Origin of the sequence: Chryseobacterium sp. R2ACT005 (assembly GCF_049949215.1) — a bacterium.
Taxonomy (GTDB): Bacteria; Bacteroidota; Bacteroidia; order Flavobacteriales; family Weeksellaceae; genus Chryseobacterium.
Genome location: NZ_CP188192.1, coordinates 2,777,597 through 2,795,906, shown reverse-complemented (window position 1 = coordinate 2,795,906; position 18,310 = coordinate 2,777,597). Strand labels below are relative to the sequence as shown.

The following is an 18,310-nucleotide window of genomic DNA, read 5'->3' as shown; positions in this document are numbered from 1 at the left end:
TTATAGGAACTGTTTTTCTTTTGCTGTCCTAATACAAAAACCATAAGATTGAGTGATTAGGAAACCAAAGGACAAATACAGCCACTTGACGTCACATACCCCATGTACGTTAAACACTTTGCTATCTTCTGGAAAATAGATAGCATAAAATGAACTGTAAGCAATTAAATTCCATAGAGCTGGAAGAAGTCCTCGCTATTCTCGGATACCTTCCAACCCGCCAAAATGAAAAAGAAGCTTGGTATCCGAATCCTTTTACCCCAGAGAACCAAGCCTCTTTTAAAATTGATAAGCCGAAGAATCTCTGGTACCTCTTTTCAGAGGGGATAGGCGGTACTACTACCGATTTTATTCAGAAATATTTCCAAATATCGGTAAAAGGAGCTCTGGAATGGGCATCCAATCAAAATTTTTCTTCTTTTCACCAGCAAACAAAACCTATAAAATCCCATCCAAATTATCATATAGACAAGATTATGGATATTGCTCATCCTAATCTTATTCTGTACCTGCATGAAAGAGGTTTGAGCGAAAAAGTATATCCATTTATCAAAGAATTATGGTTTACGATCGAAAATAAACAATTGTATGCGGTTGGTTTTAAGAATAGGTCGGATGGCTGGGAGCTTAGAAATGTCTTTTATAAAGGTGCTTTGAATAAAAAAGATATTACCTTGTTACGTTTCTCCCCTGAAACTGAATCAATCAGCACCAATATAATCAACAAGGAAGCTCACCAAAAAGTTGCCGTTTTTGAAGGTTTTACAGATGCTCTGTCCTTTATCGAAATGCAGAAATCTTTTCGAGGAGATTTGTTGGTGTTGAATTCTACGGCAATAATAAAGAGAGCTATTGATGTTCTTATCCCATATTCTGAGATCAGTCTCTTTCTCGATAATGACAAGAGTGGCAGAGATTGTACCAACACGATTCTAAAATCCTTCCCCTACGCCAAGGACTTTTCCCACCTCTATGCAGATCATAAAGATCTCAATCATTACCTGACCGCAAAGAGACAACGGCAGGCTCTTTCTGCAAAAATTGCGGGGAATACTACCCAAAAGGAAGCAGGCAGTAAAATACAAAAAGAGGACTGCAAAGAAGAAACAAACAGGAAAAAAAAAGGAATGCGCAGGAGAATGTAGCAGGGATGTTTTTACCAACTGTCAGCAAAAGTTAGGAGCTCATTCGCAACTTTGAAGGTCGGTACCCTCCCAACAAAGTTTCTACTTCGCCCGCAGAGGCTAAAAAAAACAGCCTATTCCTGGCTGCTTAAGTAGAAGAATGTTTGACCTATTACAGCAAACACTTATGAGCTATCACTGCAAATATATCACAATTTAACAAAACAACTATCTTATGAAAACTTCCATCAATTTCAAAGTCATAAAACCTGATTCAGAAATTCATAATTTCAGAAGAAAAACTTTCGATTATATTCGAAAAGAGCTGAGCTCAAATAATGAGTATTGGCAGGAAGAAAAAATTGGTGATAGGGTAGCTAAGATTGAAGCATATTGTAAAGATAAATCTGGAAGGAAATTACAGAGCAATGCCATGCCGATACGTGAAGCAGTGGTAGTTATTAAGGAGGATACCACGATGAAAGACCTTTTTGATCTTTCTCAAAAGCTGGAACAGGAACTGGGTATAAGGGTTTTTCAAATAGCCATCCACAAAGATGAAGGTCACTGGGACAAGGAATCTAACGAGTGGAAACCTAATCTTCATGCCCATCTTGTCGCTGACTGGCAAGACCTGAAAACAGGAAAAACATTAAAGCATCAGTCATTTCATTATTCCAAAATGCAGGATCTTACTGCTGAATGCCTCGGTATGGAAAGAGGAATAGCAGGTTCGGTAGGAAGACTGGAAGCGGTAGAGTTCAAAATCCACAAAAAAGAAGAAGAGCTTAAAGCTTTAGAAATGAAAATTAACGAGATGAAAACAAGGTTAGAGGGCAACTCATTCAAAGACCTCATTGTTAAAGAAGCTGACTTTTTGGGATTTGAGCATGTTAAGATCGGAAAGACCATTGAAAATTATGGAAAGGCTTTTAAGCTTTACAATGCTCAGCTGTTAAAAAATAATGATCTGCTTGAATCTCATCTGAAACAAATTGAATCGTTAAAACTTCAGACAGAATCACAAAAAAAAGAAATATCTGATCTTAGGAGCAAAAACACCCTGCATATAACCAATCCCAATGTTTTTGCTGGTGAAAAGAAAAAATATATGGATTCTGTTATTCAGGCACTGGAAAAGCAGATCCTTTCCGAGCGTTTAAGCAATCCTCATTATAGTTCAATGGATGAGAAAAACCTTACCCTAGAAATGAGCAGAATATGTAAAGATCTATCTGAAAAAAATAATATTCCTTTCTCTGCTTTTGAAGAGATCTTTAAGACAAGTGAATTACTTCTCGATTTATTTTCCATGTTAAGCTTAGGAGCGGCATATAATCCAGAGCCAGAAGAGATTCCTCTGCCCAAAAAGAAAAAGAAGAGAAGAAATATAAGATACTGATACAAAAAAATGCAGATTTGAAGATATGATATCCTTTACTATCTTGAAAATATTTGTTACATAATGTGTGTAATTTTCATGACTACGTTATCATTTAATTACTTATTTCTTTGTCTGATTAAAAAACGTTAAATTAATACAATAAACCATACGTTACAGGAATTCGTAAATTTCGCAATAATTGATGCCAGCTTTATATAAAATTATACAATAAGGAGGTACATATGAATGTTAATACAATCATGTTATTTGATAAAGTAATGAATCAATCTATGGAGCGTTTTTCTACGCTGTCTTTTGTTAAAAAGCAAGTCTATATCCATAATACTGAATATTTGGCTAAAAAGGTCGCCTATATAACCCAGTTATATATAGGTTGTTTTTCTAAGTTTGGATGGCTTTCTAAAGATTCCCGGTTTTATAAACGTATTTTGGAGGGAAACCTCTATTTTGCCTCCAGTATTAATAAAGACGACAGCTCTGTTTCCAAGATTATGGAATATCTACCCGAGCAACAAACAATGAAAGAGAATTTTCCACTACCTTTTCATATCCATTTCACTACACTCCCCAATTTCTGTTGTGTAAGCGGTATTATATGGAAAGATAACTTAGAAAGGGTATTTATATGTCTATCCGAGTGTTCTATTCCAAGGGATATGATTGAGAACTCGCCAGGAAGTTATGCATATCTTTCGGAGTTATTAGAAGAGTATGATTCTGTTAAACATTCTCAGCTGCGGGATTGGATCAAAGGGAAGGAACTTAGTATCCATAAGATTCACAGTGATTCTAAAAAATACTGGGGCAACAGCTTTTACAGCCATTATCTAAAAACAAAGATGGTCGGGGCTCTTGGAGACGTTCTTTTTACTTCAAAGACATTGAAGGAAATCGCGATAAGCCACAACTTTGTTAAGTATAACAATTTGTATAGGGCTTTTAACAGATATGATATAGACCTTAGCAAAATTTCCAGATTCGCCAAATTGTAATATTTGTATTGATCCCTAATATATATAGTTATAGGATGAGCAAAAGTCCTTATAATTTTAAGACATTATGGATATATTTTAAACTGATGATAATCTCCTCTATTGGATAAGGACAGATCTCTTGGAACGGTGAAAGTATGGGTATGATCAAAATTACACATCCCAATCCCAGGCTCAGGAATATTCCTTTTACTCATGCTGTCGTAAATTGGAGAAGGGCGTATAATGTTTACCTTTCCATTGCATCCTGAAAAAATACATTTTGCTTCATGAATAGTGGTTGCAGGCCTTCTTTTTAGATCCCTAATAACTTTTATTATGTACATGACACTCATAATAAGTAATAAACTCATCAGAAACACTGAATTGATCTCCCACTTTGCTTTCATAATATATATGAAGAAGAAAACCAGAAGGATGTTAAAAATAGCAATACTAAACAAAGCTGTATAGGCATTGAAAGGATTAAACGCCCTTTCCTTCGGATAATAAACTACATGTGGATACATGGCAAACTTACCATTACCTATAGGATAAGGATTATAAATACCATTTAAAGTGTCTCTTACATGCTTTTCATGATTTGTCTTAATAGCCTGCAGTTCTTCTAATGAGAAGTATTTTGTTTTTTCATGACAGGTGGGATGCAAAAGAAAGAGATTTTCATATTTATCTTTTTCTTTAATGGGAATATCCCGATAACTTGGTACATTGGTGTCATGTCGGGAAATTATATGGGCCTGATGAACAGTACATTCAAGAGTATCCATATCTATAAATGGTTTCTTACAGTATGCACAAAAACCGCCTGACAAAGCCCAAAGCAGCCTGAAATCTCTGTCGTAAAGCCTTTTTCTGTATTCAGTATTTTTCTTTTTCATATCTTTAAAAATACTAATTTATTTAGTTGCATATTTTAAGGGTAAGAATATAGAAGACCTATCTATTAAAATCTTAATAAAACATAAACCATGAAGTTCAAAGTATCAGAAAAGAGAGCTGCTTTCCTGGTTCATCATTTTTTAAACTATTCCTTTGATGGAAGAGAGCTGGATATAAAGACTTTTAACACGATACAGGAGCCGGTAGAGTTACATTATATCGCCCAAAATTATAATTACGATAATGGCAATGAATTGCTAAAGCATATTATTAATCATCGCCAATGTGATATTTCTACGGCAAGAATGATTTTCTTTCGCTTGGATATAGATGGTTTTCTAAAGGATAAAAACAATTGTGAAGACACAGATCTTATTACCTCCATTTTGAAAAATTTTGAGAAGAACTTTTATTTGCAGGAGCTATTTTATTATCATCCTGATCATGATCCGGATTCTTTACATTTTGATCGGCAGGAATTTCTTAATCAATATCAATCTACAGATACCTTATTTTCAATTCCTAAAGGGAAAAGAGTAGAACCTTCTTTCACTGAAACATTTCATCAAAGAAATTTAAAATTCTACCAAGGAAATCTAACCATTACAAATGAAGAAGGAAAACTCCTTTTAACAACACCCTATAAACAAATACTATTTCAAATTCCTGTTGGATTTGTTCCTGTTAATGATAAGAGGTATAATGATTTTTTTACCTCATGGAAGTTTTCAGAAAATTTGGAGAAAAAGTTTGATACCTCTGACAAAGCTCTAAAAAAGGTATTGATAAAACCCCAGCTCATTGTTGAAAATGATGATTTCATCATAGTATTGAATATTTTTAATAGTAAACCCTTACATTTAACAGACAATGTAACCAATGTTGCTACCATCTTAAGAAATGAACTGGTCTATCTTGAAGCATTCGTCGATATCATTGGGGTTGAAGATGAATTTATAAAATTTAAGCGAATTAAATATGATAATGTGTGGTTTGTTTCAACCAAGGTAATGCAGATTAAAGTCGTAAATATTGAAAATCTCCAATATCTAAAACTACTTTTAGTGGAAGTCGATGGAATCCTATTTTCACTGTTTATTATTACTGATACCCTGGATAATTTTAATAAAGAAATCATCCCTGAGATAATATATTCTTTTTCAATTCAAAACTTGCAGGGCTAATATTGAAATATCGTATATATTTTGCATCCCCATTGAAGAGTAAAAAACGTGACAAAAAATTAACGAGAACATTTACTCCTATTTTTTAATTTTATCGATGAGAGTTTCAATAAGTTTATTTTGAACACTAAGAAGATTAGTAATTGCGTCCTGATTCTTTAAAATTCCATTTATGAGCACAGGTGATTCTGCATAAAAATTGGAATGTGGATTACCAATATTTTGAATACTGCAATCATTATTTGTTATATTAAAGGTAGGAACTTCCTCCAGAAGATCATTTAAGTCGATTTCATAAACTTCAGAAATCTTTAATAGATTTTCAATAGCGGGTTTTGCCAAATCTGTTTCCCATTTATGATATGCCGGTTGTGAAATATTCAATAAATCAGCAACCTCTTGTTGCGTATATCCTTTCTTTTTACGTAGCCTGGTTAATTTAGTGCCGAGAGAAACCATAATATATATTTAATCAGACAAATTTAATGAATTTTAATATAGAAAAACTATACAAATTCATAACCAACAGTTATTAAATTTATAACCATAAGCATTGTTGCTGAAAATCCATCATGTTATCTTGCCTAAATATTTTATGAAATATAATACGACATGTATTGTCGCTGACCCAAATTATCTTTGGCTTATTAACCAATTGGCTTAAAAACAGAAGGATTTAGTTTCATCTATCAGGGAAATCACGGGTAGGTAAAATAGGGAAAACCACATATCTCTACAGAAGAAACTAAACTAAATTTGGCGGAGCCAAAAAAACCTAAGAACTATGAAAAAAAACTTTTACAGTATACTCCTATTGTATACCGCAATTTCTTTACAGGGACAACAGGTCCTCTGGCAAAAAGACATCAAATCCTCCACTCAGGATTTCTTAAGCCAGGTTACGACAACCATTGATCAGCAATATCTTATCACGGGAAGCTCGATTCAGAGCGACAAATTACAGCAAACGAGCAAACAAAACAACGGCTATGACTTTCACCTTGTAAAATTGAATCAGCAGGGAGAAGAGGCTTGGGAGAAATATTTCTCGGGATCAAATCATGATTATTTATCAGCAACTGTTACTACACAGGATGGTGGAAGTTTGTTAGCAGGTACTTCGTATTCAGGGAAAGGTTTGGATAAGAAAGATGATTCCAAAGGAGGATCCGATATCTGGCTGATCCGGATCAATGAATTCGGTGATGAATTATGGCAAAAAACTTTAGGAAGCTCATCAGATGAAGAAGCAAGAGCAGTTATCCAGACTACAGATCTGGGATTCTTTGTTGCGGGTAACGTACAGGGCTTTTCAAAAGGTTATGGATCTAAAGATGTTTTTATTACCCGACTGGATAAAGATGGAAAAGAGTTATCCCAAATAACCTTAGGGGGAAAAGGCTTAGATGAAGTTGAGAAGATGATTTCAACGAGAGATGGAGGAGCATTGCTTGGAATCTATTCAAGAAGTTCGATGGGAGGAACAAAGAAAACTGAAAACTTTGGCGAGGGCGACTACTGGATCGTAAAGCTGGACAAAAATGGAAAAGTAGAATGGGAAAAGAACTTTGGAGGAAAAGGAGATGATCATATCAGAACTATGGCTTTGACTTCAAATGGATTCATCATTGGCGGAGAATCCAGATCAGAAAGATCAGGAAACAAAACGGTAGGAATAGAAGAAGGGACAGACCTTTGGCTGATTTCTTTAAATGAAAGAGGAGATGAGCAGTGGCAAAAATCCTACAATTTTGGAAATCGTGACATTTTAATGGGCATGAATGTTCTTCATTCTGCAGATGACAAATCTTCAAAAGGAATTTTATTGGGTGGTTATACTCCTTCAGAGGGACGAGCGGAGAAAGAAGACAATACTTTTTGGATTCTTTACCTCGATGTAAATGGTACTGAACAATGGCGGAAACACATTACCGGAGAATCCAGGCAAAAAGAAGAAAGACTTTCCGATTTGAAGCTGAACAGAGACGGATCTGTTGTTTTGGCTGGAACCAGTGCAGAAGAACTGGGTAAAGAGAACTGGAAGATCGTAAAATTGGGAGACAAACAGGTAGAGCAATTGATTGAAAAATACGACATCAAAATCTATCCCAACCCTGTATCTGATTATGCCTACGTAGAAATTGGAAGCTTATTCAAGGAGGCTGATATTATGCTGTATGATATGAGCGGAAGGCAGCTTCAAAGTATAAAGACAAAGAACAAAGTCACTAAGATTAATACTCAAGCCCTTGTTCAAGGTGCATACGTGGTAACGATCAAAACTGATAGCAATAAAACGGCGAACGCCAAATTAATTAAGAAATAAAAACACAATGAAAAGAAATATTACAAGCTTATTTTTTTGCTTGTCTATGGGCGCTGCACTTGCGCAAACTACAGGAAGCAAACAGTCCACGCTTCCCAATATCATTCCTCCATCTGCGGAGTCTTATAAATTGGGAGCCTTTGGAAATCTTCCGGTAAGCCTATTTACAGGGAATGCCAATGTAGATATACCTGTAACATCTTTTGATACCGAAAATATTAATATTCCAATCAGGCTTAATTATTTTTCCAATGGACTCAAAGTCGATGATATGAACGGTTCTACAGGACTCGGCTGGAATCTTGTTTCAGGAGGCGTGATAACCAGAGTAATAAGAGATATGCCTGATGAAGATCATCAGAGCAGTATAATGATTCCAACCAATATTGATGAACTTGGGGTAAATCATCCAACAGTAATGCAGTTCTTTCAGGATGCCTCTCTTGATGATGTAGATACGGAACAGGATTTGTATATGGCCAGTTTTGGAGGGATGCAGATCAAATTTGTCTTTGACAAAAAAGGAATTCCTGTCATTTATTCCCAAAAAGATGTTGTAATTGAGGGAACGAGTGGAGGAAATTCCTTTACCATAACGGTAGATAACGGAGCCAAATATTATTTTACAGATAAGGAGACCACTTCCAACCGTACCGCAGGAGCTGGACATTCCCTTATATCCATTTCTACCACAGCCTGGTATCTGACAAAAATTGAAGATATCACCAGTGGAGAAATTGTATTTATTGAGAATCTAGATGGAGGGTATACTGGTACGATGAGCCAGTCACAGACCCTATCTTATACTTCACCTAATGGAGGTCCTATGTTATCAGGCTGTGGCGGTTCGCCATTTATTCGATATCCACAGGTTAGTGAACTGATTAGTCATAACCAAACCGTGGCGGGAAAACAAATCAAAAGAATATACAGCAACAATCCTTCTTATGGAGAAATTATTTTTGATTATCTGCAATCGGGAGGTAGTGGAGATTATAAAAGACTGCAAAAAGTTACTAAAAAGGTTAATGGCAATATCATCAATGATGTTACCCTTAATTACAATCTTACCGCAAATAACCGACTGTTTTTGACTTCGGTTGTGGATAGTGTTTTAAATACGACTTATGGATTTGAGTATAATCTGCCGGATTTATTTCCCCAAAGACTTGCCTTTAGTAGAGATAGCTGGGGATATTATAACGGTAATACCTCCAACACCAACCTGGTTCCTTACAAAGAGGAGGTGGCTATGTGGAGTTCATATATTGGAGCATCACAATCGGTCGTTCCGCAAAATACAGCTATTGGAATACTTCAAAAGATTGTCTATCCTACGAAAGGATCTACCGAGTTTACCTATGAAAATAATACCGCGATTGAGAAAAATGTAATGCTCAGTCCATCTGAAAGAACGGGAGTACAAATCAAAGCAACAGCTGACGATAATAATGGTCATGTTGAGAATACGACGGTTTTTACTCCGCTGAGAACAGAAGAGATTAGCTTGGGAGGAAGTGCCCAGTTTAATAACGCGTGTGATCCAGCTGAACAGGTTACCGGAAAACACAGAGCTATTGTTAGCCTGCTAAAGCCTGGCGGACAGGCCGTACCATTGTATTATAAAACTTCAACAGGTGTTGTTACCCCTGCAGGAAATTCGGTTACTTTCCCTACTAATAATGGAGGAGGCATTTTTGCCCAAGTTCAGAAAGACGAACCTTTAACTCTTAAACTTTGGACGCTTTTTGTTTGTACCCGCTCTACAGCATCAGCGAGTTATACTAGTAAAGATGCTGTTTATGGCGACAGAGAAGCACCTATTGGCGGATTAAGAATCGCTAAGATTGTGGACACCACAGAAAATGGAGTGGCATCTACAAGAAAGTTTGTTTATCGTGATTTGAATGAGCAATTCACAGAAGCAACTGTATTAAGAACTCCTGCGTTTGAGGAACAGCTTAAATTTACAAGACCCTGTGCTATTATCCCAAATCCTGGAAATCCCGGAAGTGGTTATCCTAGTGGCATGGAAGCATTTCCCTATACAATGGTAACTTCTACCAATATCAACCAGCTATTTGCTACCCATCCCAATGTATTCTATAAAACGGTTCAGGAAATTGTAGAGGGAAAATCGAATATTATTCATAAATATTCTGTTGTTTCAGATGATTTTGGAAAAGTGCTCCTCGGAGACAATATCCGAAACTCAGTATGGACGAATTTGGGATGGAATAACGGACGGGAACTCCAAACTCAATATCTGGATGCTGGAAATAATCTTCTACGTACTGTAGATATGAACTACGAGGAAGATAACAGCAGAAAATACCAGGTAGATGGCTATTCTATCCGTAAGAACTATGATAATCCTAACCCCAGAAATGTTACTTATACCTGTACTGCTGCGGATATAACGAAAATGATTTCATTTACCTATTGTAGTGCCAATCATAGTCATTTTTATTCCAGTACTGATGGCTACAAAAACTGTTATGCCTTTGGAGCTAATAATGTGACAAATGATTACAAAACAAGATGCTATGGTAAGAATGCAGGTGAAGTGATCACCTATGAAGAACAATTGGATAATCTTGATATTATGCAGTACAAAAACATTTCCCATTTCGAATATCTGAAGTCTCAGAAAACAACAGACTATCTGAATGGAAATGCAATGAAAACGGAAACCCAGTATTTTTATAATAATCCAAAACATACTCAGCTGACCAATCAGAAAACCATATTCCCGGATCTTTCCACTACGGAAAAAACGTATCAGTACGCCCATGAAAAAAGCAATCAGCTGATGATTGATAAGAATATGGTAGGTATTCCATTGGAAACCAAAACACAGCAAACCGTAGATAACATCACAAAAGTGACCTCCCGTGATGAAACTATCTATCCCGCTGCTCTGCCTCATGCAATTACCGGGAATTTAGTGCTTCCGTTGTCTGAATATTCTTATGATACCCTGAGCCCTACTGTTTCTTCTAAGGACGTCAGCTATGAAAAATATGATGAAAAAGGAAATATTCTCCAATACAGAGAGAAAGACGGAACTCCGGTGAGTTTAGTTTGGGGATACAACAAAACCAGACCTATTGCAAAAATTGTAGGAGCATTGTACAGCCAGGTGGAAGGTTTGATGAGTACTATCGTAGCCAGATCCAATGAAGATGCAGCTGATCCAACCAAAGAAGCAGACCTGTTACTGGCTCTTGATGCCTTCCAGCCAGTAGGAATGGTAACCAAATATACCTACGATCCTTTGGTGGGGGTAACTACGATAACACCACCATCAGGTGTTAGGGAACTCTATGTCTATGACAGCGCGAAGCGGCTGAAACAAATTCAGGTAAGAGAAAGAGATAATGCAGGAACATACAGCTTTAAGGTAGTCAAAGAATTTAAGTATAACTATAAGCAGTAAACACCAATGAAAAAAATAAAACTATTAGGTCTGTTGTTTACAGCGATGACGACCTATGCACAAAGTACAACAGAAAACTATATACAGTCCAAAACCTGCCTAAACGGTGATTGCAGCAAGAAAACTGAGGCTATTACTTATTTCGATGGGCTAGGAAGACCAAAACAAATTGTCAGTGTAAAAGCGACAACAACCGGGAAGGATCTGGTAACTCCCATTATCTATGATGCGTTTGGAAGACAGGTCAAGGATATTCTTCCTGTTCCTGCTAATACTCTCAATTCAGCTATCCATACCGGAATTGTAAATGAAAGTACAGCTAACTCTTATTATGGAGCAGCTAATGCCTACACCGAAAAGGAAATTGAAAATTCATCCTTAGACAGGGTAAAGCAAGTGGCCCAGCCGGGTGATCCCTGGAAGATGAGCAGCGGACACACCCAAAAATATAAATATGAGGTAAACCTTGGGACAGAGGTTAAGAAATTTATTACCAATACAACTACCAATACAGTAGGAACGGATAATAAAACCATTTCTTCGGTTTCCATAGCATCAGGAAGCGGCTTTTATGATGCAGGGATACTATACAAAAATACGGTTACCGATGAAGACGGAACTCCGGTTATTCAATTTCAAAATGGGCGCGGTGAGACGGTACTGGTACGCAGAACAGACGGAGCACAGAATATTGATACCTATTATGTCTACAACGAATACGGCCAAAAGGCATTTGTGATTCCGGCTCTGGCAGTAAAGAAGATTGAGCAGAATAATAACGTTGTTACTACAGATATTTTGAACACCTATTGCTACCAGTACCGATATGATGGACTAGACAGGCAGGTGGAAAAAAGACTTCCTGGAAGGGATGATTGGGAATCTGTGGTGTATGATGCTGCAGACCGTCCGGTGCTTACCCAGGATGTGAACCTGAAAAATAAAGGACAATGGCTGTTGACCAAATATGATGCCTTTGGACGTGTTGCCTATACCGGACTCATTGCTGGAGGAAGCCGTGCAGATCTACAGGGGCAGATTAGTAATCTTGTTATCAGCGAAACACCTACTGCTGTAGGTTTTAGCAAAAATGGGATTGTCGTTTATTATACTAATACGCTTTTCAATAATTTTCAGACTCTTCTTTCTGTTAATTACTACGATTCTTATCCAAGAGATGCCAAGGAATTTCCCCCTGCGAAAATTCTCGATCAATATGTAGTTAACGAAGATAAGGCTCTCAACGGAGGAGCTAATACCCAAGGTCTTCCCACAGCATCTTATGTAAAGAACATAGAAGATGATAACTGGACCAAAACCTATTCCTACTACAATACCAAGGGCGGGAAAGTTGCGGAGAAAAGTTGGAATCATTTAGGTGGTTATACTAAAAAGGAATTCAAGCTTGATTTCTCCGGTGCTGTGGATGAAAGTTATACCTATCACAAAAAAGGAAGCACAGATGCTGAAGTGGTTATCAAAGAAAGATTTGTATACGACGACCAGAAAAGACTGCTGAAGCTCTATCATAAGGTGAACAGTCTAACAGAAGAACTTCTGATAGAAAACATCTACAATGACCTGGGACAGCTTACTAATAAAAAGACAGGTAATACCACGGGTACCCCTTTACAGTCAATAGATCAGACCTACAATATCCGAGGATGGATTACGAAAGTGAATGATCCCGCCAACTTAAACGGGAAGCTTTTTGCCTATGAGCTTAAATACCATAATCCGGTCTATTCTACAGTTTCTACAGGCAAATACAATGGGAATATTGCAGAAATAGACTGGCAAGCTGCTGATGGTGGAACATTTAGAAGATATAATTACCAGTACGATGGATTAGACCGATTAAAAAATGGGATTTATTCTGAGCCCAATGCAACGGTTCCGCAGAATAATTATTACAACGAAGTGCTGACGTATGACGTAAACGGGAATATCCAGACCCTAAAAAGAAATAGATTACTATCAAATGTGGGAGCGGTGGTGATGGATGATTTGGGGTATTCTTACACCGGAAATAGACTTACTAAGGTTAATGATACTTCTGGAAACTATGGCGGTTACCCTGACAATTCAGGAAATACAATCTCTTATGATAATAACGGGAATATGATCAGCCATATTGACAGAGGTATGTTGCAGATAGACTACAATTATCTTAATCTTCCCAACTATGTGAAATTTGATCAGAATTACGTGCCTCATGATTTAGAGGTTAATACCTACGTCAATACAAAATATCTGTATAATGCTGCAGGAGAAAAACTAAGGAAAATCTATACATATGGGACAGGTAGAATGAATTTAAAAACTGTTGAAACGACAGATTATCTGGATGGATTTCAATATTTAAATGAGGTATTAAGTTTTGTTCCAACTTCAGAAGGGTATTATGATTTCGTTCAAAATAAGTATATTTACCACTATGCAGATCAGGTAGGAAACATCAGATTAGCGTATTATAAAGATGCTTCCGGTAACCTGAAAATAGACAGAACCACTCATTATTATCCTTTTGGACTAGAGTTTGGAGGAGAGTTGAGTACTGCTGTTTCAATAACACCAAACTATAAATATTCTAGCCAGGGACAGGAAAAACAAACTGAAACAGGATGGAGTTCTTTTAAATGGAGGAACTATGATGCTGCGATGGGGAGGTTCTTTAATGTTGACCCACTAAGTGAAAAATACAATACTTGGTCAACCTATGCTTTCAGTGGAAATAGAGTAGTTGATGCAAGAGAGTTGGAGGGATTGGAACCTCACGTGTTATTTAATACCAGAGAAAATGCTGCAGCAAATTTTGGACAACAATATAATGGAAAGTCAATATTAAATAAACGTGAAATAGGAGCAGTGATTTACTTTAAATATGTGGATGGTAAAAAGTATTATGCTTATAATAATCCTACAACAGGTGAAGCTCATGGTATTCCACAAGGTCTAAATATGAAACTACCAAAAGGTGCAGCTGCTTCCGCTTATATTCATGCCCATGGTAATGAAGACAAAGAGTATGATGATGAAAATTTTTCAGGAGATGCAAGTGGTGGTGGAGATAAAGGGGTTGCAAACAATCTTGGATTAGATGCTTTTCTTGTAACTCCTGGAGGCCAATTAAAATATTATGATTTAAGTTCTGATACAGAAAAAACATTAAGAACAAATATGCCAAGTGATCCTACTTCACCAGAAAGAAAGAATAGAATTAATCCTATAGAAAACCCTAGACCTTCTTTAGGAGACTATAGGGCTAAACCTAAACCTTTTCCTAAATTGGATCCTATTTCTGATTATCTTCCCAAACCTGTTTTAGATGATGGTTTAAAATCAATAGAAGCTATGAGGCAAAATCGAGAACAGACACCATCGATAGATCGAAAACAATTACCACGTCACCAATAAATAATTTAAAATGAAATATTATAGTTTTATATTGCTATTTTCCCTTGCTTGTTGTGAGCAACGAATATCTAATAAAAGTGAAAATAACATTACTGATAAAGAGATTGCAATTTCTGTAGCTGAAAAAAAATGGAATGAAGTTTATGGAAAATCAGCCATAAATGAACAAAAACCGTTCGTTGCAGAAAGGAAGAATGATAGTATTTGGACTGTGCATGGGAGTTTTCCTAAACCACCAGTAATAGGAGGTGTTGCTTATGCAGAAGTAAATGTAAAAACTAAAGAAGTGATTAAATATACCCATGGAGAGTAAAAATAGTCCCAAACAAAAAGAGGTTTGAAAGCGTAATTGCATTGGAGCCTGTAGAAAGATATAAATACTTTATAAAAAAAGTAGCTGATTCTGAATTTTTTTATACTCTCACAGATGATAACGGGGATTACGTAGTATCAAAAATTAACGACGAAGAATTATTTCCTTTATGGAGTGCGAAGGAATATGCAGAACTTTGTAAAGTTAGTGGATGGGAAAATTGTCAAGTTAAAAAGCTGGACTTGGATGATCTTGAAGATGAAATTATTGATTTTATTGCTGATCATGGTTATTTAATTAATGTCTTTCCAGTTTTTGATAAAACGGGATTCGTGGTTGATCTAACAGAGTTCTCTAAGGATTTGAGCGAGGAGTTGAAGAATTATGGATAAGTAAGTCATTAATAGTAACTATCTGAAATTTAAACATAATTAAATATCCAGAATTATAGAAATTCTTGAACCCTTACGGTAATAATTAAAGAAAGTGTCTTAAAATGGACACTTTCTTTTTAAGATTATCTCAAAAAAGTACAGTTAACTAAAAAATATGATAAGATACAAAGGAATTGAAATAATCGTAAATGATAGTACTTATGTTGAAACTAAAGAGCTAAATACTTATCTGGATAAAGAAATAAGAGTTGTAATTGGTGAAAATCAACCCGAAAACTACATAGAGGTTATTAAATATATTATAGATTATATTGTAGATAGTAAACCTGCTATTTCTGAAAACCAAAATATCGGCTACTATTCATGGCTTTTACAATTTAGACTGGATGAAGATAATTGCTATGATCTATATGAAGCAAACGCTGACGGCAGCGATTTTAATAAAGGTTGTGATACGGCAATTTCGGTTGTTAGACAGCAAGGAGAAATATGTTGGCAACAAAATCTTATTCCTCTTTTTCCAAACTTCAACCAGTCAGTTGTTATATCAGATGGTGTTTATGAAGGAAAAGATATCGAAGGAATCAGATATGACTCACCTCAAGATGAGAGTGGATGGTACCTTATCACGGATGACTATAATGACGATATTAAGTCATTAAAAATGGTGCATTTTTATCATGTTGCTTTTGCTCGTCCTGATATTTTAAAGTATTTAGCCATACCATTTGGATACAGATTTATCATGAAAGAAGGAAATATTGGAATATATAAGGATGAGGAGGAGTAACTCCCAATTAGAATGACATCATTAAAAGATAGTTTGTAAATGTTTTGCTTACTTAGGGTATTATTTTTAATACCCTAAATTTTAAGTGCCAATACTACTTATAAAATTACAGGAGAAAATATGAACAACAATTATATTGATAGTGTCTTTCAATTTATAAGACTTAATGAATTGGATAATGTTGAAAACGAAATTAATTCTGTTAATGTTAATCAATTTATTAACAGTTTTGGCGAAAATCTTCTGCAAGGAGCAATTGCCTTTGAAGCAATTGATATTGTAAAGTTCTTACTAAATTGTCAAATAGATATTAATCATTCTGATCAAAATGGCAAAACTCCTTTGCACTTTAGCGCTGCTCATAGTGATTTTGAATCAACTAAATTGCTATTAGGCAATAAGCTTATCGAGATCAATAAGAATGATAAGTATGGTAATAATCCACTTTGGGTTGCAGCCTTTAATGCTAGAGGTTATTATGATATTGTGAAATTGTTAAAAGAATTTGGTGCAGATCCAAATTCGAAAAATAACAATAATAAATCTCCTTTAGATTTTGCGAAACAAATTGGAGATGATGAAATGATTAAAATTCTTACTTCTTAATTATAAATCTAAAGAAATTATGAAGCTTTTAATAATGTTTCCCTTTGTTCTGTCATTACTAGTTAATCCAAAAGAAATTGTTTCTGGAAAACTATCTTGCAGAGATTTTAAAAATGGAAAGTTTATACTAATAAATAAGAAGACAAATAAAAAGTATCTTATAGAAAAATCCAAAGATTTTCAGAAAGAGGAGGTTTTTGATCTATCTACAAATTTAAAGATACAGAAGGATAGATACTATAAAATATTGTGGAAGAATGACTGCCAATTTGTTTTATTATTAGACCTTGCTAAAAGCCAGCATGACGAAACTGACAAGTATATTAATATTCATGGTGGGTATCTTTGTACAATCAAAAAGATAGAAGGAAAATGTGCTGTTATAGATACTCAATTTGAAGGAGAAATTTTCGCTTCTGAAATTTGCAAAACCCAATAAAAATGCAAATTTACAAACGTGTTGCTTATTTAAGATATTGTTTTCAATACTCTAAATTTCAAAATCACATTTAAGCTAACTTAATGTATGGAGGGTACAAATAAGAAAATAGAAAACATTTTAAAAATGTCAGAAGATGTAAGATATGATTATTTCATCAGAAAAGTAGCAGATTTTGAAGAATTATGGGGATTAAATGATGATGGTTGGGCTCTACTTGGAGATAATGATGACAATCGAATATTCCCTGTATGGCCAGAAAAAGAATTTGCTGTAATTTGCGCAGTTGATCAATGGAAAAATTATAAGCCTGAGGTAATACGATTAAATAACTTTATAGAAAAATGGATTCCTGGTATGACTAATGATTCAACATTAGTAAATGTCTTTCTTACACCAAATGCTAAAGGAACAGTTATTTCACCGAATGATTTTTACATAGATTTACAAGAAGAATTAGAACAGTATGAATAATGAATCAAAAAGAAATTGAAAACATTTTAAGATTAGAGCCTATTAAAAGATATGAATACTTTATTAAGAAGGCTGCAGACTTTGAACAACTTTGGACAATTATTGATCAGGATGGGGATTATGTTATTTCAGAAATTGATGAATTTAATCTTATATCATTTTGGCCTGCTGAGGAGTTTGTTACATTATATTTGGAAAGAGGTTGGGACGATTGCAAACCTATCAAATTAACTTTAGATGATTTAAAAGAAAATATATTCGATATTATTAATTCTGAAAATTATTTAATTAATGTATTTCCTGTAAATGGGAAATCAGGATTTGTAGTAAATCTCGAAGAATTTAATCGAGATTTACAAGAAGAGCTAGATAAGATAGAATAATCCTGCTGTTGAGCGTCCCGCTCGTATCAAAATAGAGTAATAACAGCCCTTGCAGAAATACAAGGGTTTGTTTTAATCTATTTGGGTTTTATAATTAAAAAATATATGATAACATACAAAGGAATTGAATAAAAATGAACT

At 35.3% G+C, this 18,310-nt stretch carries 16 protein-coding genes; 14 read left to right on the top strand and 2 right to left on the bottom strand.

Features of this window, described 5'->3' with window-relative positions; all coding sequences use genetic code 11:
• The first annotated feature begins 149 nt into the window (after window positions 1-149).
• The 3 genes from ACPF63_RS12805 to ACPF63_RS12795 all read left to right on the top strand — a co-directional run bounded on the left by ACPF63_RS12805 (window position 150) and on the right by ACPF63_RS12795 (window position 3,521).
• Window positions 150-1,145 carry a toprim domain-containing protein gene (locus ACPF63_RS12805; RefSeq protein ID WP_426480175.1) on the top strand — a complete coding sequence of 332 codons (996 nt, stop codon included), beginning with the start codon at window positions 150-152 and terminating at the stop codon, window positions 1,143-1,145.
• 214 nt (window positions 1,146-1,359) lie between these two features.
• Window positions 1,360-2,526 carry a hypothetical protein gene (locus tag ACPF63_RS12800; RefSeq protein ID WP_426480174.1) on the top strand — a complete coding sequence of 389 codons (1,167 nt, stop codon included), beginning with the start codon at window positions 1,360-1,362 and terminating at the stop codon, window positions 2,524-2,526.
• Window positions 2,527-2,750: 224 nt separating this feature from the next.
• Window positions 2,751-3,521, top strand: a complete 771-nt coding sequence (locus ACPF63_RS12795) for a hypothetical protein (protein WP_426480173.1) — start codon at window positions 2,751-2,753, stop codon at window positions 3,519-3,521.
• Window positions 3,522-3,586: 65 nt separating this feature from the next.
• Here the strand turns inward: ACPF63_RS12795 and ACPF63_RS12790 are convergent, their stop codons facing one another.
• Window positions 3,587-4,402 carry an HNH endonuclease gene (locus ACPF63_RS12790; RefSeq protein WP_426480172.1) on the bottom strand — a complete coding sequence of 272 codons (816 nt, stop codon included), beginning with the start codon at window positions 4,400-4,402 and terminating at the stop codon, window positions 3,587-3,589.
• A 90-nt stretch (window positions 4,403-4,492) separates the two neighbouring features.
• Between ACPF63_RS12790 and ACPF63_RS12785 the strand changes: the two genes are divergently transcribed.
• Complete coding sequence (locus ACPF63_RS12785; RefSeq protein WP_426480171.1) at window positions 4,493-5,587, top strand: DUF4274 domain-containing protein; 1,095 nt, start codon at window positions 4,493-4,495, stop codon at window positions 5,585-5,587.
• A 78-nt stretch (window positions 5,588-5,665) separates the two neighbouring features.
• On the opposite strand, the gene ACPF63_RS12780 is transcribed toward ACPF63_RS12785, so the two are convergent.
• Window positions 5,666-6,046: a helix-turn-helix domain-containing protein gene (locus ACPF63_RS12780; RefSeq protein ID WP_426480170.1), complete on the bottom strand. Its 381-nt coding sequence runs from the start codon at window positions 6,044-6,046 to the stop codon at window positions 5,666-5,668.
• 325 nt (window positions 6,047-6,371) lie between these two features.
• Between ACPF63_RS12780 and ACPF63_RS12775 the strand changes: the two genes are divergently transcribed.
• The 10 genes from ACPF63_RS12775 (at window position 6,372) to ACPF63_RS12730 (ending at window position 18,169) form a co-directional block, all read left to right on the top strand.
• Window positions 6,372-7,913, top strand: a complete 1,542-nt coding sequence (locus ACPF63_RS12775) for a T9SS type A sorting domain-containing protein (RefSeq protein ID WP_426480169.1) — start codon at window positions 6,372-6,374, stop codon at window positions 7,911-7,913.
• A 7-nt stretch (window positions 7,914-7,920) separates the two neighbouring features.
• Window positions 7,921-11,352: a hypothetical protein gene (locus tag ACPF63_RS12770; protein ID WP_426480168.1), complete on the top strand. Its 3,432-nt coding sequence runs from the start codon at window positions 7,921-7,923 to the stop codon at window positions 11,350-11,352.
• Window positions 11,353-11,358: 6 nt separating this feature from the next.
• A complete protein-coding gene (locus ACPF63_RS12765) occupies window positions 11,359-14,769 on the top strand; it encodes a DUF6443 domain-containing protein (RefSeq protein ID WP_426480167.1) in 3,411 nt (1,136 codons plus the stop codon).
• A 10-nt stretch (window positions 14,770-14,779) separates the two neighbouring features.
• The gene (locus ACPF63_RS12760) at window positions 14,780-15,082 is read left to right on the top strand and encodes an NTF2 fold immunity protein (protein WP_180565661.1); all 303 of its coding nucleotides are present in this window, start codon (window positions 14,780-14,782) and stop codon (window positions 15,080-15,082) included.
• A gap of 41 nt (window positions 15,083-15,123) precedes the next feature.
• The gene (locus tag ACPF63_RS12755) at window positions 15,124-15,474 is read left to right on the top strand and encodes a DUF2750 domain-containing protein (RefSeq protein ID WP_232539092.1); all 351 of its coding nucleotides are present in this window, start codon (window positions 15,124-15,126) and stop codon (window positions 15,472-15,474) included.
• A 157-nt stretch (window positions 15,475-15,631) separates the two neighbouring features.
• Window positions 15,632-16,267: an immunity protein Imm33 domain-containing protein gene (locus ACPF63_RS12750; protein WP_180565662.1), complete on the top strand. Its 636-nt coding sequence runs from the start codon at window positions 15,632-15,634 to the stop codon at window positions 16,265-16,267.
• A 120-nt stretch (window positions 16,268-16,387) separates the two neighbouring features.
• The gene (locus ACPF63_RS12745) at window positions 16,388-16,873 is read left to right on the top strand and encodes an ankyrin repeat domain-containing protein (protein ID WP_426480166.1); all 486 of its coding nucleotides are present in this window, start codon (window positions 16,388-16,390) and stop codon (window positions 16,871-16,873) included.
• Window positions 16,874-16,892: 19 nt separating this feature from the next.
• Window positions 16,893-17,312: a hypothetical protein gene (locus ACPF63_RS12740; RefSeq protein ID WP_426480165.1), complete on the top strand. Its 420-nt coding sequence runs from the start codon at window positions 16,893-16,895 to the stop codon at window positions 17,310-17,312.
• A 126-nt stretch (window positions 17,313-17,438) separates the two neighbouring features.
• Window positions 17,439-17,786, top strand: a complete 348-nt coding sequence (locus ACPF63_RS12735) for a DUF2750 domain-containing protein (RefSeq protein WP_426480164.1) — start codon at window positions 17,439-17,441, stop codon at window positions 17,784-17,786.
• Window positions 17,786-18,169 (top strand): DUF2750 domain-containing protein, encoded by a 384-nt coding sequence (locus ACPF63_RS12730; RefSeq protein WP_426480163.1) that lies wholly within the window; start codon window positions 17,786-17,788, stop codon window positions 18,167-18,169. The genes ACPF63_RS12735 and ACPF63_RS12730 overlap by 1 nt, the downstream gene beginning before the upstream one ends.
• Window positions 18,170-18,310 lie beyond the last annotated feature (141 nt).

What these genes read in the sequence shown, in the direction of transcription:
- ACPF63_RS12770 (WP_426480168.1), top strand. Translation starts at nt 7,921, where the DNA reads ATGAAAAGAAATATTACAAGCTTATTTTTTTGCTTGTCTATGGGCGCT.
- ACPF63_RS12780 (WP_426480170.1), bottom strand. Translation starts at nt 6,046, where the DNA reads ATGGTTTCTCTCGGCACTAAATTAACCAGGCTACGTAAAAAGAAAGGA.
- ACPF63_RS12745 (WP_426480166.1), top strand. Translation starts at nt 16,388, where the DNA reads ATGAACAACAATTATATTGATAGTGTCTTTCAATTTATAAGACTTAAT.
- ACPF63_RS12790 (WP_426480172.1), bottom strand. Translation starts at nt 4,402, where the DNA reads ATGAAAAAGAAAAATACTGAATACAGAAAAAGGCTTTACGACAGAGAT.
- ACPF63_RS12760 (WP_180565661.1), top strand. Translation starts at nt 14,780, where the DNA reads ATGAAATATTATAGTTTTATATTGCTATTTTCCCTTGCTTGTTGTGAG.
- ACPF63_RS12735 (WP_426480164.1), top strand. Translation starts at nt 17,439, where the DNA reads ATGTCAGAAGATGTAAGATATGATTATTTCATCAGAAAAGTAGCAGAT.
- ACPF63_RS12805 (WP_426480175.1), top strand. Translation starts at nt 150, where the DNA reads ATGAACTGTAAGCAATTAAATTCCATAGAGCTGGAAGAAGTCCTCGCT.
- ACPF63_RS12785 (WP_426480171.1), top strand. Translation starts at nt 4,493, where the DNA reads ATGAAGTTCAAAGTATCAGAAAAGAGAGCTGCTTTCCTGGTTCATCAT.
- ACPF63_RS12765 (WP_426480167.1), top strand. Translation starts at nt 11,359, where the DNA reads ATGAAAAAAATAAAACTATTAGGTCTGTTGTTTACAGCGATGACGACC.
- ACPF63_RS12730 (WP_426480163.1), top strand. Translation starts at nt 17,786, where the DNA reads ATGAATCAAAAAGAAATTGAAAACATTTTAAGATTAGAGCCTATTAAA.
- ACPF63_RS12795 (WP_426480173.1), top strand. Translation starts at nt 2,751, where the DNA reads ATGAATGTTAATACAATCATGTTATTTGATAAAGTAATGAATCAATCT.
- ACPF63_RS12800 (WP_426480174.1), top strand. Translation starts at nt 1,360, where the DNA reads ATGAAAACTTCCATCAATTTCAAAGTCATAAAACCTGATTCAGAAATT.
- ACPF63_RS12750 (WP_180565662.1), top strand. Translation starts at nt 15,632, where the DNA reads ATGATAAGATACAAAGGAATTGAAATAATCGTAAATGATAGTACTTAT.
- ACPF63_RS12740 (WP_426480165.1), top strand. Translation starts at nt 16,893, where the DNA reads ATGAAGCTTTTAATAATGTTTCCCTTTGTTCTGTCATTACTAGTTAAT.
- ACPF63_RS12775 (WP_426480169.1), top strand. Translation starts at nt 6,372, where the DNA reads ATGAAAAAAAACTTTTACAGTATACTCCTATTGTATACCGCAATTTCT.